The organism is Tolypothrix bouteillei VB521301 (assembly GCF_000760695.4).
Classification (GTDB): domain Bacteria; phylum Cyanobacteriota; class Cyanobacteriia; order Cyanobacteriales; family Nostocaceae; genus Scytonema; species Scytonema bouteillei_A.
In genome coordinates, this window is record NZ_JHEG04000001.1 from 1,218,814 (window position 1) to 1,234,808 (window position 15,995).

The following is a 15,995-nucleotide window of genomic DNA, read 5'->3' on the forward strand; positions in this document are numbered from 1 at the left end:
TAAGATTTTTTCACCAATTGACTATCTCTATTTTTGTTTGAAAATTGAACAGGAGATAAGTATAGTATTTTATTATCAATGAGTTATTTGACTTGCCAAAGAACCCCACAGACGTTTTAATCACCTCTAAAGTTCCCAAGAATTAACAGTGATTATTTGGACTACTCAAGTAAAGATTGTAGAATCAATAAGTACACTAAGCACAGGAACTGAAGAATGCTGGAATTATACCAGTTTGAACTGTCTCAGTACTCAGAGAAAGTGCGTCTGATTCTAGATTACAAGGGTCTGGATTACCGTAAAATTGAGGTAACACCCGGAATCGGACAGGTAGAGTTATTCCGTTTGACAGGTCAACGGCAAGTGCCAGTACTAAAAGATGGAATTAGGTATATAGCAGATTCTACAGAAATAGCTAAGTATTTAGACTCGGAGTATCCCGATCGCCCCTTGCTACCAAAAAATTCCAAGCAAAGAGGTCTCACTCTATTAATAGAAGAATGGGCAGATGAGTCAATAGGGACAAAAAGTCGCAAAGCATTATTTTCTGCTATTAGCCAAAATCAGAATTTTCGCAAATCTCTACTGCCAAGCACAACACCAGATCTTCTAAAAACTGTCGTCCAAGGCGTACCTGCAGAATTGCTGCAAATTATGGGTGTAGGAGTTGGTTATACCCCTGATGTCATCAAAAGTGCGATCGCGGATTTAAAGCAAGATTTAGAAGCTCTCACCCTATTACTGGCAGATAGCCCCTATTTAACAGGAGATGAACCAACCCTAGCTGATTTTGCCGTGGCGGGTTTATCTATATTGTTGAAATTTCCCGATGGTCCTTATTTGGATTTACCAGCAACTCTGAGAGGACAAGGAGTCCCTCTATTTGCAGAAAATCCAGCTTATGAACCATTTTTTAGCTGGCGTGACAGGCTTTATGCTCAATTTCGCAAACCTCTATTAAGTTCCACTACACCAACAACACCAAGTTCACCAACTTCAATTCAAATTGAATAGCTAATGGTTAATGGCTAATGGCTAATGGCTAATGGTTAATCTCAATTAGCAATTAGCAATTAGCAATTAGCAATTTTCGCAAAATTTTTTCGCAAATTATATAGTTTGCATTTACAATGCAACATATGCAAGAAATGAAAATGTAAAAATGAGTTTGGGACAGCCATTAGGTTCAGTTATACAAGGCTCTCTCATAGGGGGATTGGAAGTAAGATTGCACCCCGATATTTCTGTGGAAGATATGCGGGTAGGTAAATTTTTGGTGGTACAAGGGGTGCGATCGCGTTTCTTCTGCATGCTCACAGATGTTTCTTTGGGAATAGCCAATCAGAGAATCACTGCTAACCCTCCTAATTGGGATGACACTTTTTTACGAGAAGTTTTAGCGGGAGGAGGTACATATGGCACAATTAACCTTGCTCCCATGCTGATGTTTACTCCGGAATCGGAAGAATCTTTTTCTCCAACTAACGGTAAATCTATCAATCCATTTGTTCCATCAACGACAGGTTTAGCATCATTTCAACCTCAAACCAGTACGACGATGGAATTGCTACCAGTAAAAACAATTCCAAGCCATTTTAGCCAAGTTTATGAGGCTTCTGTTGACGATTTTCGGCGAGTATTTGGTTGGGAAGATGACCCCCAGAGGAAAAACTTTTCCATGGGCAGACCACTCGATATGGATGTGCCAGTTTGTATCGATTTAAACAGATTTGTAGAAAGGAGTAACGGTGTTTTTGGTAAATCGGGTACTGGAAAATCCTTTTTGACAAGGTTACTTTTGGCTGGAACAATCCGTAAAGGCGCAGCAGTCAATTTGATTTTTGATATGCACTCCGAATATGGCTGGGAAGCTGTTTCGGAAGGCAAACAATTTAGTACTGTCAAAGGTTTAAAGCAGCTATTTCCCTCAAAAGTAGAGGTTTATACTCTCGATCCAGAATCAACCAAGCGTCGGGGAGTTCCTCACGCACAAGAACTTTATTTGAGTTACGAACAAATTGAAGTTGAAGACGTAAAGTTATGCGCTAGAGATTTAGGGCTCTCCGAAGCCAGTATCGATAACGCGAACATTCTCTACGCTGAGTTTGGCAAGTCTTGGATTCTTCAGTTGTTAAATATGACAAATGAGGAAATAAAGATGTTTTGTGAGGAAAAGCGGGGACACCAGGGTTCCATTACTGCTTTGCAGCGAAAACTTCTACGACTGGATAACTTAAAGTATATGCGTGCTGCCTGCCCTCAGAACTATGTCAATCAGATGTTACGTTCTTTGGAAGCAGGTAAAAACATTGTGGTGGAGTTTGGTTCCCAGGCGGATATGCTTTCCTATATGTTAGTCACTAACATGATTACCCGTCGGATTCACCAACACTATGTAAGTAAGGCAGAAAAGTTTTTACAGTCAAAAAATCCCCTCGATAAACCGACCCAACTGATGATTACCATTGAGGAAGCACACCGCTTTCTAGACCCTGCGACCGTACAAAGTACTATTTTTGGTACGATCGCTCGGGAAATGCGTAAGTATTTTGTCACCCTTTTAGTAGTCGATCAACGCCCATCGGGTATAGACAATGAAGTGATGTCTCAGATTGGAACTCGGATCACCGCTTTGTTAAATGATGAAAAAGATATAGACGCAATTTTTACTGGTGTTTCCGGTGCTGGTAGTTTGAAGTCAGTTTTGGCAAAGTTGGATTCAAAGCAACAAGCTTTGGTTCTCGGTCATGCTGTTCCCATGCCAGTTGTCGTGCGGACTCGTCCCTATGATGCCAAATTCTATGAGGAAATTGGTGATACCGATTGGGAAGAAAAGCCGGATGCAGAAGTTTTTGCTGCGGCTGAACTTGCTAAAGCAGATCTGGGTTTTTAGAAGCAATGGCTGAGCCCAGTATTGATTTTTATACTACTCATGTAGTATATTGTATTATAATAAAAGCCTGAATGGTTGATAAGAGGTGCGGTCAACTGACATACTCTCTTCTCGCCATCAGGCGTAGGGCAGGCAGTGTCAGTCCTACAACAATTGGGAACTTTAGAGGATCGGCAAGCAGGAACAAGATCTTTTCATCTGTATTAGGAATGAGCTATAATGAAAAAGAAAGACTTATTAAAAAATTTGTAGGGGCAGTTTACATTGAGCGAGTTAGGGATTTGAGCAAAAACCAAAAGCGCTTTGATGTAAAAAACCTGTTGAAGAGTGTGTTGTAAGGGTTACCAGTAAATAAAGATTATGTTCGGGTTTGTCCTTGGAAAGAAGCAAAGAACCACAGTAATTGCGGGCGATCGCTGTACGGGCTTATTGAAGGAGACCTTGCATAATGCTAAAAAAGGTAACTTCACTCTGAAAACGCATTCTGACTAACAGATGTTTGTAATGATTGTCATGTACCTTAATAGAGAAAGGTTCGACGCCCAACTCTGTTTCTTGTGATGGTAGGTATTTGTGAAATAGAGGAAGTAACTACCAATTGTTAAATCTCTATTTCCAATTTTGAGATTTCGTGACATCCCTCCATAATAGGAAGCGATTCAGTTCGGTTATCCGGCTATTGGAGGAAGACCGGAAGGGGGGTTTTAGCGTCATTATAAATATATGAAAAATAATGTCAGAGTTTTCGTGTAACCAAAACGTTTTGTTTTATAATTGAAAGATTTAACTCCAGTACTTTACGTTCGACAAAAACTGTCGTACCATAATGTAAGTAAAACTCATATCGACTTCATATTATATCCGTTGCCGCCAGCGACTAACAGACAAAAGAATTCTTGATAATTACGAGAATGCTTAAGAGCGCTTCCAAAATGTGGAAAAGATGGGGAACTTACCTTAAGGGATGACCGTCACCACAAAACCTGTATATAACAGTTTGTTATTGGTAGTTTCCTGCATACGTAATAAGGAGTGCATTGCAATCCCCTTTTGTCTTCATTATTTATTAACTTTGTTTACGGAATAGAGGAAAACGCACCGATGCCTACAGTTGATGCCCAAACCGAAAACCTAAACGCCAAATTCACGGCTGATATGGTGCGAACCTATCTGCGCGAGATTGGTCGTGTACCATTGTTAACCCGTGAGCAAGAAATTGTCTTCGGGAAGCAGGTACAACAAATGATGACGCTTGTCGAAGCGAAAGAAGCTTTAGAGAAAAAACTGCGTCACGAAGCAACATTACAAGAGTGGGCTGCTCATGTCCGCAAGTCAGAAGCTGAGGTTAAGCAAGTTGTTCACCAAGGCAAACGGGCTAAGCAGAAGATGATTGAGGCGAATTTACGCCTAGTGGTTGCTATTGCTAAAAAATACCAGAAGCGGAATATGGAGTTTCTGGATCTGATCCAAGAAGGGACTCTAGGATTGGAGCGAGGTGTAGAGAAATTCGATCCAACGCGGGGTTATAAGTTCTCAACCTACGCCTACTGGTGGATTCGTCAAGCAATTACAAGAGCGATCGCCCAACAAGGTCGTACTATTCGCTTACCCATCCACATTACAGAAAAACTGAACAAGATCAAGAAAGTGCAGAGGGAACTTGCACAAAAACTGGGAAGATCTCCCTCTCCTGCTGAAATTGCCAAAGAACTCGAATTAGAACCCGCGCAAATTCGAGAGTATTTAAATATGGCGCGTCAGCCTGTGTCTTTAGACGTAAAAGTTGGCGACAACCAAGACACTGAATTACAAGAGATGCTCGAAGATGAAGGTCCATCACCAGAGTATTACACCACTCAGGAATTCTTGCGCCAAGACTTGAACAATATGCTTGCAGAACTGACTCCTCAGCAGAGAGAAGTTCTCGCCCTGCGCTTTGGCTTAGTTGATGGGAACGAAATGTCTTTGGCTAAGGTTGGCGAACGCCTTAACCTCAGCCGGGAACGGGTTCGTCAGTTAGAGCATCAAGCTCTGGCTCACCTGCGCCGTCGCCGCGCTAACGTTAAAGAATATGTTGCTAGCTAGTCACTGACTGCATTCATTCCATAAGTTGCAAAAAAGAATCCTGGCTTCCTCAAAGAAGTCGGGGTTCTGAACCAACTAAACAATCGATCCATTAGTAGTATGCCTCCTGACTTAGGAGGTTATTTTTTATTCATAAAAACTTTAACATATACTCAATTCTAAGCTTTACAAATTTAGCTTTTTATGCAATTTATGAAATCTAGGGCGTATTTTTAAACTTTGATAGATACTACCCTATTTAATATTTGAAAAATCCAATATTTTTATATATTTCCTTATCTATCAGTACTCATAAGGAATAAGGAAAGAAATTGGAAAAATTTCTGGTTCTTATCCGGAATTCATAAATTTGCTTTTGTAGTTCCTCTTGTCCAGAGCACACTACCACATATGGTCTACAACAGTAGAAGTAGGATGAGCTAAAGATGGATACTTAAAATTAACAATCCAAAAAAAGTAGTAATTTAATTCTTTACTAGAGGATTTTTCAGAAAAATACAAATCCAACTATTGGCGGAGACAAACAAATTACGACTCAAGTACGTTAAATATAAGTCACAGAACATCAAGACACGATTGTAAACTTTAGTAGGCAAGTAGGGTGCCTAAAAATATGAAACAGCACTTTCCTTTACGTCAGATGGGATTTCCCCTTGTTGGCTTAGTTCTCATGCTTGGCACCTTCGCCAGCCAAACTAAAGCAGCATTCAGTAACGATTTTACTCCGGTTAAAGTAACAAATAATTTACAACAAGTCAATGCTCTTGGTCTTGGTACACCAAGCACCAATTCTCAAAGATTGGTAAAAAACTCTACATCTGCATTGAGTAGAGCAAAAATTCCTCAAAAGGATGGTATTTACCTTTATGGTGAATCACCAAAACCAAGTCAACTCGGACAGGGTTACATTGTGTTTGAAAAGCAACAGGGTAAAGTGTTAGGCGCTTTATATATGCCTCACTCGGAATTTAGTTGTTTTAACGGTACTCTTGACTCCAGAGGTGAGTTGGCAATGACTGTAACTGGTTACCCCGGTGACAAAAACCCGGCTCAAATAGCGACTAGCAGTAGCGTACCTCGTCTGATAGATGATGAAGTTACCACTTATGACCACTCAATCGCACTACAAACATATCATCCACTAAACGCAAGTGCAGACGATCGCAGAATTTTGCAAATGTGCAAAAATCAATTATGAATGGTAGTTATTCATAATTCACAATTCATAATTCATAATTAATACTCGATTCCTGGCTGTGCTTTAATGCCTCGATCCCGAAAAGGGTGTTTGACTAACGTCATTTCCGTCACGAGATCTGCTTGTTCAATTAATGCCTGAGGCGCACCTCTACCAGTCAGAATAACATGGGTGTCATAAGGCTTTTGTTCTAATCCTGCCAAAACCTCTTCAGTTCTTAAATAACCTAGTTTTAGAGCAATATTGATCTCATCTAACAAAATTAACTTATAATTTGGGTTGCAAATGTACTCTAGTGCTTTTTGCCAAGCCGCAACCGCTTTTTCAATATCACGATCGCGGTCTTGAGTTTCCCAGGTAAAGCCTTCGCCTAAAGCGTGGAATTCTAGCAAATCTCCCTGCCAAATGCCGAGCACGTTTTTCTCAGCAGGTTCCCAAGCTCCTTTGATAAATTGAATAATCGCCACTTTATAACCATGGCCCAGCGATCGCAACACCATTCCCAATGCAGCTGTTGTCTTACCCTTGCCATTCCCAGTATTAATAATAATTAATCCTTTTTCGGTTGACGCTTGAGCAACTCTTTGTTCTTGAATTTCTTTACGTCGCTGCATCTTTTTACGATACTGCTCTGGTGTTAGGGAAGAATTTTCTCCTACAGAAACATTACTGGTTGTTTCCCAAGTTTCATTAGTTGCCATAGCGATCGCCTTGAAATTGTGACTACATTTTATCGAAAGGATGGGAACATTGTGCTGAATTACAAATTTTCCTTAGCTGGTTTTGCAATGCCACTACGGACTAAACTCGCTTCAAGTTCCTTAATAAATTTCAAATCTTTTTCTGGTAAAGACTGATATCCATCCAGAGAGTGTTGTTTTTCTAGAAACGCAAATGCTTGTCGAAATTGCTCCGGGCTTGTTTCAATCGGCGAGTCAAAGTGACAAGAAATTATCCTGTGAATATCCCAAGTAGCAACTTTATCAGCCCAATGGAGAACTTGTTTTGGTGCTTGAGGAAGAATTAGGGTTTGTAAAATGGGTGCTACAAAGGGACGCCCCCCACTTTGCAAAGCATCGAAGGAATACTTCCAGTTTTCTTGCCATTGAAAGGGAAAAAAACCAAAATATGCCTTTGCAGATCGATCTGGTGCTTTAAAAGCATCGCGTACCATCTTTCCCAATTCCAACATTTTCAAATCGCTGGGACGAAAGTAAATAGCAAACAATGAAATGCGTTGCCATCCCTTACGGCGATTTGTTTCGTTGTTCTCAATCGCTTCAAGTGCGCTGTCTTTGGCATGAAATAGCAGGGGATATGGATCTAACTGGACGATGGCGGGCGGATCTTCGGGTACTGAAAGTATAGTATCGGTCAAGAGTAGGGTACGCGATCGCTTGTGAAAGAGAGCAACTTCTACAAAAGAACCCCTTCCCAAGTTGATATCCAATACAGCACAATCAAAGTCATCAGCAAAGGGAAGTTCACTGCTATTTTCCGGAATGATGTAAGTTCTTTTAGAAGGAAAGCCAAGCCAACTCAAAGGTAGGTTGACTGGAAAACTCCACTGATGGGGAGAAACAAAGACTTGGGCTTGAGGGAAGCGACGGGCAAAGGGACCAACAAAAACCTTATGCTCCAAACCAGAACTGGTTGGCAGGATGATATACTTAACATCACCATGCTTTGCAACTACTTCCTTGAGCAAACGGATACACTCAGGAGTTGGGGCAACAGGGGCATAAATGAGAAGACCACCACCAGAAAGCTTTACAACAGTCATGCGGATCGGGACAACAGTGTAGAGAATGCCCTGAACTTGCTCGAATGTCCAGATAGTTCCCTCAACGACTTCCCTACAGAGTGTGCGCCTCCTACCATAGGGATAAAGCGGTACAACTGGCCAGAACGGCCATGACCAATCTTTTGGATTGGATAAGGAATGCATTTTTTGCTCCTGTAGCACTTCACTAAGAATAAATATAATAATTACTTTGTACGACTCTCAACCAATCTCACCTCTATCTTTCTCCAGAAGAGTATTTAAAAGCTGAAAAATTTAGTTTCATGAAACATGAATATATCTAAGGGCAAATCTACGCAACGTCACGAGCATTGCTTGCTCGTGAAACAATTACCACTAATCTCATAGCCCTTCTTCGTGAGAAGTTCTCAACTACAGCTATATTCAGGTTATCGTAAGTTCGATAAAGCTTAACCTCCGAGCCTCTTAAAACGAGAGGGGGAGAGTAACGTTAAACCAAGTGAAAAAGATTACCTTTGCTTTGACAGAGCAGGCTTCAATCGGTAACTTTATCGGTAACTTCTATTTCTGGTATCGTTTCTTTTGGCGTCGCTTCTTTTGGAGTTGCTTCTTTTGTAACAACCTCAGGTTTCAGTATCTCTTCCGGTAAATTTTCTTTGATTCTCCGAATTGGCAAGTTGGCAATCAGAGCAGTTGTCCGTTGATTGCTTTCGAGGGAAAACTCCAATCCATCTTTGTCAATTTCTACATAACGGCAGACAATTTCTAAAATCTCTTGCCGCATTTTTTCTAAGATTTGGGGGCTGAGGTCAGCGCGATCGTGAGCTATAACTAATTGCAGACGACGTTTAACCTGAGTGCGACTGGTGTCAGCACTGCGCGAAAAAAGTTTTTCTAAAAGTTCGACAATCATTGCGGCTAGAAGGGCAGACAGTTGGAAAGTTAAACGATCTTTGTTCGGAACAACTTCTTCAGACGAGAAAAGAGGTTGTCGCGATCTGAATCTAAATCGAGAAATTCGATTGATTCTCCTTCCAATCTGCGAGCAATGTTATCAAAAGCTGTGGCAGCCAAAGAAGAATTCTCCGACAGTACTAAAGGTTCGCCGCGATTGGTAGAGACTATGACGCGTTCGTCATCAGGAACTACCCCAATTAAGGGAATAGCTAAAAGTTCTTGAACGTCTTGAACGGACATCATATCATTTGCCCGTACCATTGCCGGTCTGATACGGTTGATAATGAGATGAGTTTTCTTAATACCTTGTGCCTCTAGTAACCCCACAACCCTGTCAGCATCACGGACTGAGGCTATTTCTGGTGTGGATACCACTAAAGCTTCTTTTGCTGGGGCGATCGCATTTTTAAACCCCATCTCAATTCCGGCTGGGCTATCAATCAAAACGTACTCATACTTCTGTGCCAGCGCATTTACCAAAAGCTTCATTTGGTCGGGAGTGACAGCATCTTTGGTACGATTTTGTGCTGCAGGTAACAGAACTAGATTGGGTTGACGTTTGTCTTTGACTAAAGCTTGCTCCAGACGACATTCTCTAGCCAAAACTTCAACTGCAGTGTATACTATTCGATTTTCTAGTCCTAGTAGCAAATCCAAATTTCTCAAACCAAAATCCGCGTCAACTAAAGCTACTTGACGTCCCATTTTGGCTAAAGCCATACCCAGATTTGCTGTTACCGTGGTTTTACCCACCCCTCCTTTTCCAGAGGTAACGACAATAATGCGAGTCATGATGGAAATGCGCTCGATTGGTGATTAAAAATATACAACAAAAACAAGGATGAAATAGGAACTGGGGACTGGGGACTGGTAATTGAGAACTGGAAAATTATTAATCCCCAATCCCATTTTCATCCCTCATCCTTTTTTTGGCTGAGCCTACTTAATAAGATTTTAGAGAAATCCGTAGACCGAGCGATGCGAATTCCTTCTGATGTGACATAAGCCACTTCAGGATAATACTGAGTCGGAGATTTTTCCGGTGCTCTAGCCACGGCATCCGCTATCCGCAATTGGGTTGGCTCCATTTGTAAAGCCATAATCAAACAATCGCGATCGCCACTAGAACCTGCATGAGTAATTCCACGCAGGCGACCCCACACGAGAATATCCCCATCTGCAATTACAATACCACCTGGGTTTAAATCTCCTAAAAGAATAATATGACCTGGGTGGCGAATTTCCTCTCCTGAACGAACGGTTTTTTCTAAATAGAGAGGCTCCACTAGAGGTAGCTTAGTTGGTTTGGGTTCCGAACGAAGCGTTTTTGTAGGTTGTATTTGTTCTACAGAGTAGCCTGCAGTCGCAGCAGCAATAGCAGTTTGGCGGCGACTGGTGGAAATAAATTTTAGATGAACTTGATATTGAGCTAAACTCTCAGCCAGTTCTTGTAGTTGTCTGCCATCTAACAATCGATCTTGCGCTTCTAAATACACGGGAGTATTTGGTGAGAAAGAGCGATTGCAAGCTAAAAGTCGTAATTTCATCTGTTGCCAGATATCAGTCCAATTGTATTCTGAAGAAGGCACTTGGGATTCTGTTGGTAAAATTAATAACAGCCTTTCTTTATCACTTTTCAGTTGGACTTGAATATTTGGATTTACCGTATTTTCTAGAGACGACAATTCATCCAAATCTATAGTGAGTGGCTCGGGTTTGGATTCAGCATTGATAGGAACAACATTTGACTCCAAATCGGTAAGAATAGAATCAGAGACTGTCTCAGGAAGAACATTTTTTTCTAAATCAGCCGCAACAGAATTCGGATCTACATCCACAACTGTCGGTTGTGATTCTTCATCAGAAGTTACAACATGTGACGCTGTTTCAGCAACAGCAGAAGGTGACTTTTCACTGGTACTGACAGAAATCACTTCCGCACTGCCCTCTACAGAATTTGATTTTAAATACACGAGAACAGAATTGACTTCTGATTCGGGGAGGATAGGATTTTCTTCTGCATTAAAGTAAGTAGCCATTGACTTTACATTTTAAATATTGTTAGTAAATACTTGTTAGTCAATAGTAGTTAGTGGTAAAAACTACTAACCACTAACTACTAACCACTAACTACTAACTGCTTTTAATCTTTGATAAACCGTTGCTAAAGCACGGGCATCGCCCACATTTCCGGGAAATAATACCACTGGTAAATCGGGAAACTGAGGGTGATCTGATGGAGTTTTCACCATTGAACAACCAGCTAGAATTTGACCGAGCAAACGTGCTGAAGTCAAAGCTAAACCAGTACTTAAAACATCATTAGAAGTAATGCCACCCTTGCTAATTAAAAATCCAATATCTGATGGTAGATGCCGTACAATATCCATTAATAAAGCTGAAACCTTCAGACCAAATTGCAATCTAGTTTCCACATTTTCAAATGTTAGCTCTTGACGACTGGTATAAATTACTGGTGTCTTATGAGCCTCATGTGCTGCTTTAACACTGTCAACAACCTTGATTAGCAGTGTAGCAGATTCATCTACGCTTGCATTCACCAGTTGGGAAACATCAACTTCTATACCTTCTGTTCCTTCTTCTTGCAAGAGCATCTTTAGTTGCTCGGTTGTTTTCTTAACGTGTGAGCCTACGAGCGCTACGCCCGGTTTACCCCCTCTGACATACTGTGCCATATTTTCTGCTGCAATAGGTTGGGGAGGCAATTCTGCCAAAGCTGTTAAAATGCTGGCAGCACTGCGAAACAAAAACCTTTTTCCTTGGCTTGCTGCTGCTAGTACGTCTCGTGCAAAACGGTTAAGATCTGTTTGAGTTTCTCCGTCTACAACCACACACCGATTCTGGCTGAGTTGCATCAAGCGTTCCAAACTTCCCTCTCGAATATCCGCAAGTAAAAAGCGTTCTACTGACTCCTCGCTAATACGTCCTGTCGTCTTTTCTTCTACGTACTTGGGTAAATAACTATATTGGTAGGCAAAAACTGAATCGCGTGCAAACTCAGTTTCATGGACGGGGGTTGGAACACCATTGACGATCAAATAATGTACGCTGTCACGCGTGATACGTCCGCCCTCAAAAAACGCAGGTACAAGGAAATGAGCATCAAAAGGACCGAGTTCTTCAGCAATGACATCGGTTTCAATGGGATAATGTCCCCGTAAAGTGGAATCAGAACGACTGACGATCAGAAAATCATGAATTTCTTCAGCTTCGATAGCTAGCTTCAGGTTATGGCAAACTTCCCGAGTCACCGACGCTGCTTTATCTGCGGGGAGAGACCTTGTGTTAGTTAGTACAAAGAAAATCGGGGAATCGTCTTGTAATCCCAAGCGCAGAGTATCTACATCCCAGTGCATGAGCAGTAAGCAACTGTGAACTGTTTGAGAACCTGTGGGGTCGTCATCCAGGACAATGATTTTTGGTTTTGTGGTCATATTCATGTCACCTACTCCTCACTTAGTGGGGAGACTGCAATTTTCTGATTTCTGCTTGGACATCAAGGGCAATTTGCAACGACTGATTGAGAAATTGAGCGTATTCGCTAGCTTGAGCGCTCAGTTGCAAAGTTTGCACGTTCGTTAAATTATTAACAAATAGCTCTTGGTTGTTAGCAAGCAGCTTTTTATTATCTCGCAAAATTCGTTCCGTTTTCAAAGCCCGGACTAAATCTTCTCTAATAAGTTGTAAAGCGGCGAGCGCTTTCTCTCTATCGTTAAAATGGGTGTCATTGCCCGAGGTTGTGAGTTGGTCGTGAATATCTATCGCTTTGATAACAGAATGATACTTATCAACTTCATCTAAAAGTGTTGTTAATGTTTTTGGACAGGTAAAACGTCGCCAAACCCACCGCCCGATGGCTACAGTCACGGGTACTAAAATTAACAAGAGTAGCCCTAGAGGGATCGAGGAACCAAAGATAGGCAAAATAATAAATGCGTAAATTCCACCGACAACAATCGGTGTGAGAGCGAGTGCTACTATCATTTCATTTATAAGAAAACCCAATCGCTTCTCGCGATCGTTCATAATAGAAGGTCGAAACACGTCATCTGGGTCTAACCCAATCAAGCGTCTTAGTTCGCCCTTCGTAATTTCCAAGCCCATTAAATCTGGCTGCACAGATTATTACTCCTGTTATACCGCCATATACGTATTTATAGTATTTTAGAAATGCGATCGCTGAAAAACACAGCGATCGTCAAGGTATGTCCAAGTCAAGCTCTATGTCCTGGGCGATTCAGAGGAGTGGCGCTCTAGAAGACTGCATCATGAGAAATTTTGCAATATTTTTGGATTTGGAAATTCTCAATCCAGTATTTGTTAAAAATTATACTTTATTTAAGTTTACCTTACTGCGTAATTCATCCTTGATTCGGTTGAGGATAGAACTTTCATCAAGGTCTGCCAAAATTTTCCCAATCACAGCTTTAGGTCCGCTCGCTCCCCATGATGCTCCATTAGCTAAATATGCTTTGGTGACTTGCCCTATGGCGTAAGAAGAAACACCTGCAACCCCTGCTTGCGTTAAAGCTACAGATAAATAGGGACCGAGGGAAATACCACCAGTTGCAGGTGCAGATAGTCCAAGCAGTGTTTTGAGGGAACTTAAACCCAAGTTTGCCAGTAATTCGCTCGCCGTAATGCCACCCATCCCCAAGGCAATTTGTTTGAGTAAGTTGACCGCGCCTGTTTCTGTCATGGGAATGCTGTATAGTTTTGATAAACCCATAATGAGAGCAACATCAATGACTGCTCCACTCAAAAAATCTACTACCGTGACCGGATTGAGTGCGATCGCAATTGCCTTTGTCATGACTGACTTCCAAATAAGTTGATTGGCGGCTTCAGCACGAATTTTGAGCTTGCGCTGCACCAATTGTTCGTTCACAGTGTCAGCAAAAATCATTGTGTTAAGAGCAACTAAAGCTTTTCCTTCACGTTGCAAAACTTCCAAAATTTTCAATTTGAGTTCCTCAATTTGAGCAGTTCCCGAGCGTAACTGTACGCCACGAGTGCCATCGGGACGTTTAACCATCGTCCTCACGATGGGCGATGCTGCTGCCATCACAATTTCATCTGGTGAAAGAAGTTCTCTTACCCTCTCATTCCGAATTTTTTCATAAATTGCCATTCGGTCTGCTTCTGGGTACTGGTCTACTTTATTAAACACCAGCAAAATCGGCTTACCCACCTCGCGCAACTGAGAAAGGGCTTCGTGTTCGACTTTGGTCATATCACCGGAAATCACAAACAGAATTAAATCCGCTTGTTTTGCGATCTGTTCTGCTAGTGCTGCACGGGTATCACCATCAACTTCGTCTAAACCGGGAGTGTCAATTAATTGGACTTGAGATTGACCTATTCCAGGTAAAGTGACTCGCAAAGCGTGTTCTGTTTTGCCAATTTCTTCCGAAGAAAAGCTCCAGTCTACTGTTTGAGTATTGCGCGTGACACCGTGTAAGGGACCTGTTTCAAAGACTGTTTGTCCTACCAATGCGTTCAGTAAAGAGGATTTACCGCGTCCAACCAAGCCAAAAGCTGCTATTTGAACGACCATGCGTTCTAGTTTTCCCAACATGGTTTCTAAGTCAGCAATTTCTGTTTCTAGCCCTTCTTGTTCTTGAGGGGTAAGGTCGAGATGGTTGACCAAATTTTGTAGTGCTGTTTGTGCTTGTTTGTAGTTGAGTTCTGCTTGAATGTCTTCAAAGGTGAAAATAGCACTATCTAGTTCTTCTTCCCATTGGGGAGAGTTATCCGTACTGGATGAACCACCGCTAGGTTCGGGTAGGGGTAATGTCGAAGCCATATCAATTTTGGATTTTAGATTTTAGGTTTTAAATTTTAGATTTTAGATTTTTATATGCTCTGCCTTCCATCGTAGTCACTTTTGGTTCTAAGCTGCCCTTGCATATAATTTCTATATTCTAAGATTTTGGAAAAACTGAGTAAAACCCTCTCCCTCTCTCCCACTCCCCCCTTCTCCCCCTCAGCCAGCATGAGAAACTTAAATACCTCACAACTTAGAGTGAGATGTAAAAGTAGGGTTCACCACTGGTAACTGGTCACTAGTTACCAGTCACTGTTAGCCAATGTCCAACAAAACATCCTAAACTGAAGAATGCATCTGTAGCAGTAAGATATAGACGAAATCACTTGTGCGAAAAATAGTTATTGCCGGTAACTGGAAAATGTATAAAACCCAGGCAGAATCCGAAGATTTTTTAAGAGGATTCTTGCCTGCTTTGGACGCAACCCCTGATGAGCGAGAAGTGGTTTTGTGCGTCCCCTTCACTGACTTAAGCGCTTTGTCTAAAAATTTACATGGCAGTCGAGTACAATTGGGGGCGCAAAATATCCACTGGGAGGAATTTGGAGCCTACACGGGTGAAATCTCCGGACCTATGCTGGCTGAAATTGGGGTACGTTATGTTGTTGTCGGTCATAGCGAACGGCGACAATATTTTGGGGAAACGGATGAAACCGTTAATCTCCGCCTTAAAGCAGCTCAACGCTTTGGTTTAACCCCAATTCTTTGTGTGGGTGAAACCAAACAACAACGAGATGCGGGGGAAACAGAATCGCTGATTACGAACCAAATAAAAACAGATTTGGTGGATGTGAATCAGGAGAATTTGGTGATTGCTTATGAACCCATTTGGGCGATCGGCACTGGCGATACTTGTGAATGCAAGGAAGCCAATCGTGTCACAGGCTTAATTCGCAGCTTGTTGAGCAATCCTGATGTACCAATTCAGTATGGCGGCTCTGTAAAGCCAAATCTTATCGATGAAATCATGGCTGAACCGGAGATTGATGGGGTTTTAGTGGGGGGAGCAAGTCTTGAACCCGCAAGCTTTGCTCGAATTGTTAACTATCAGTAAATTGATGCTTTAAGGGGTTAGGGGGTTCGTTGTTTTTTCTTGTTCCCAGCTAGAAGTTGGGAATGCAATCAGTGCGGCTCTGCTTTCTATCAATATTTTTATATATTGAAGAGGCAGAGCCTCCAAATAAGAGCGTTACTAGGCTGAGCCTGGTAACGAGGAATACTGACACTAAGCACAGCATAATTTTCTGAC

The 15,995-nt window shown here is 41.7% G+C and carries 13 protein-coding genes; 5 read left to right on the plus strand and 8 right to left on the minus strand.

Annotated elements, in window-relative coordinates; translation table 11 throughout:
* The first annotated feature begins 216 nt into the window (after positions 1–216).
* From HC643_RS04760 to HC643_RS04775, 4 genes are all read left to right on the plus strand, one after another.
* Positions 217–1,014, plus strand: a complete 798-nt coding sequence (locus HC643_RS04760) for a glutathione S-transferase family protein (RefSeq protein WP_038081422.1) — start codon at positions 217–219, stop codon at positions 1,012–1,014.
* A gap of 148 nt (positions 1,015–1,162) precedes the next feature.
* A complete protein-coding gene (locus HC643_RS04765; protein WP_038081420.1) occupies positions 1,163–2,893 on the plus strand; it encodes a helicase HerA domain-containing protein in 1,731 nt (576 codons plus the stop codon).
* 1,101 nt (positions 2,894–3,994) lie between these two features.
* A complete protein-coding gene (locus HC643_RS04770) occupies positions 3,995–4,978 on the plus strand; it encodes an RNA polymerase sigma factor, RpoD/SigA family (RefSeq protein ID WP_038081418.1) in 984 nt (327 codons plus the stop codon).
* 613 nt (positions 4,979–5,591) lie between these two features.
* On the plus strand, positions 5,592–6,176 hold the full coding sequence (locus tag HC643_RS04775; RefSeq protein ID WP_038081417.1) for a hypothetical protein: 585 nt from the start codon (positions 5,592–5,594) through the stop codon (positions 6,174–6,176).
* Positions 6,177–6,214: 38 nt separating this feature from the next.
* On the opposite strand, the gene cobO is transcribed toward HC643_RS04775, so the two are convergent.
* From cobO to HC643_RS04815, 8 genes are all read right to left on the minus strand, one after another.
* On the minus strand, positions 6,215–6,877 hold the full coding sequence (gene cobO / locus HC643_RS04780) for a cob(I)yrinic acid a,c-diamide adenosyltransferase (protein ID WP_038081415.1): 663 nt from the start codon (positions 6,875–6,877) through the stop codon (positions 6,215–6,217).
* Positions 6,878–6,936: 59 nt separating this feature from the next.
* Positions 6,937–8,124 carry a DUF4336 domain-containing protein gene (locus HC643_RS04785; protein WP_038081414.1) on the minus strand — a complete coding sequence of 396 codons (1,188 nt, stop codon included), beginning with the start codon at positions 8,122–8,124 and terminating at the stop codon, positions 6,937–6,939.
* A gap of 352 nt (positions 8,125–8,476) precedes the next feature.
* On the minus strand, positions 8,477–8,854 hold the full coding sequence (minE, locus tag HC643_RS04790; protein ID WP_038081413.1) for a cell division topological specificity factor MinE: 378 nt from the start codon (positions 8,852–8,854) through the stop codon (positions 8,477–8,479).
* A 29-nt stretch (positions 8,855–8,883) separates the two neighbouring features.
* Positions 8,884–9,690 carry a septum site-determining protein MinD gene (minD, locus tag HC643_RS04795; protein WP_038081412.1) on the minus strand — a complete coding sequence of 269 codons (807 nt, stop codon included), beginning with the start codon at positions 9,688–9,690 and terminating at the stop codon, positions 8,884–8,886.
* 119 nt (positions 9,691–9,809) lie between these two features.
* The gene (gene minC, locus HC643_RS04800; RefSeq protein WP_050046419.1) at positions 9,810–10,937 is read right to left on the minus strand and encodes a septum site-determining protein MinC; all 1,128 of its coding nucleotides are present in this window, start codon (positions 10,935–10,937) and stop codon (positions 9,810–9,812) included.
* An 87-nt stretch (positions 10,938–11,024) separates the two neighbouring features.
* Positions 11,025–12,353, minus strand: coding sequence for a four-carbon acid sugar kinase family protein (locus HC643_RS04805; protein ID WP_038081444.1), 1,329 nt, complete (start codon positions 12,351–12,353; stop codon positions 11,025–11,027).
* Between the two features lie 22 nt (positions 12,354–12,375).
* Positions 12,376–13,038, minus strand: a complete 663-nt coding sequence (locus HC643_RS04810) for a hypothetical protein (protein WP_038081410.1) — start codon at positions 13,036–13,038, stop codon at positions 12,376–12,378.
* Positions 13,039–13,246: 208 nt separating this feature from the next.
* Positions 13,247–14,725, minus strand: a complete 1,479-nt coding sequence (locus HC643_RS04815; protein WP_038081409.1) for a GTP-binding protein — start codon at positions 14,723–14,725, stop codon at positions 13,247–13,249.
* Between the two features lie 349 nt (positions 14,726–15,074).
* Here HC643_RS04815 and tpiA point away from each other — a divergent pair, with 349 nt between their 5' ends.
* The gene (gene tpiA / locus HC643_RS04820) at positions 15,075–15,800 is read left to right on the plus strand and encodes a triose-phosphate isomerase (RefSeq protein WP_050046418.1); all 726 of its coding nucleotides are present in this window, start codon (positions 15,075–15,077) and stop codon (positions 15,798–15,800) included.
* The last annotated feature ends 195 nt before the right edge of the window (positions 15,801–15,995 follow it).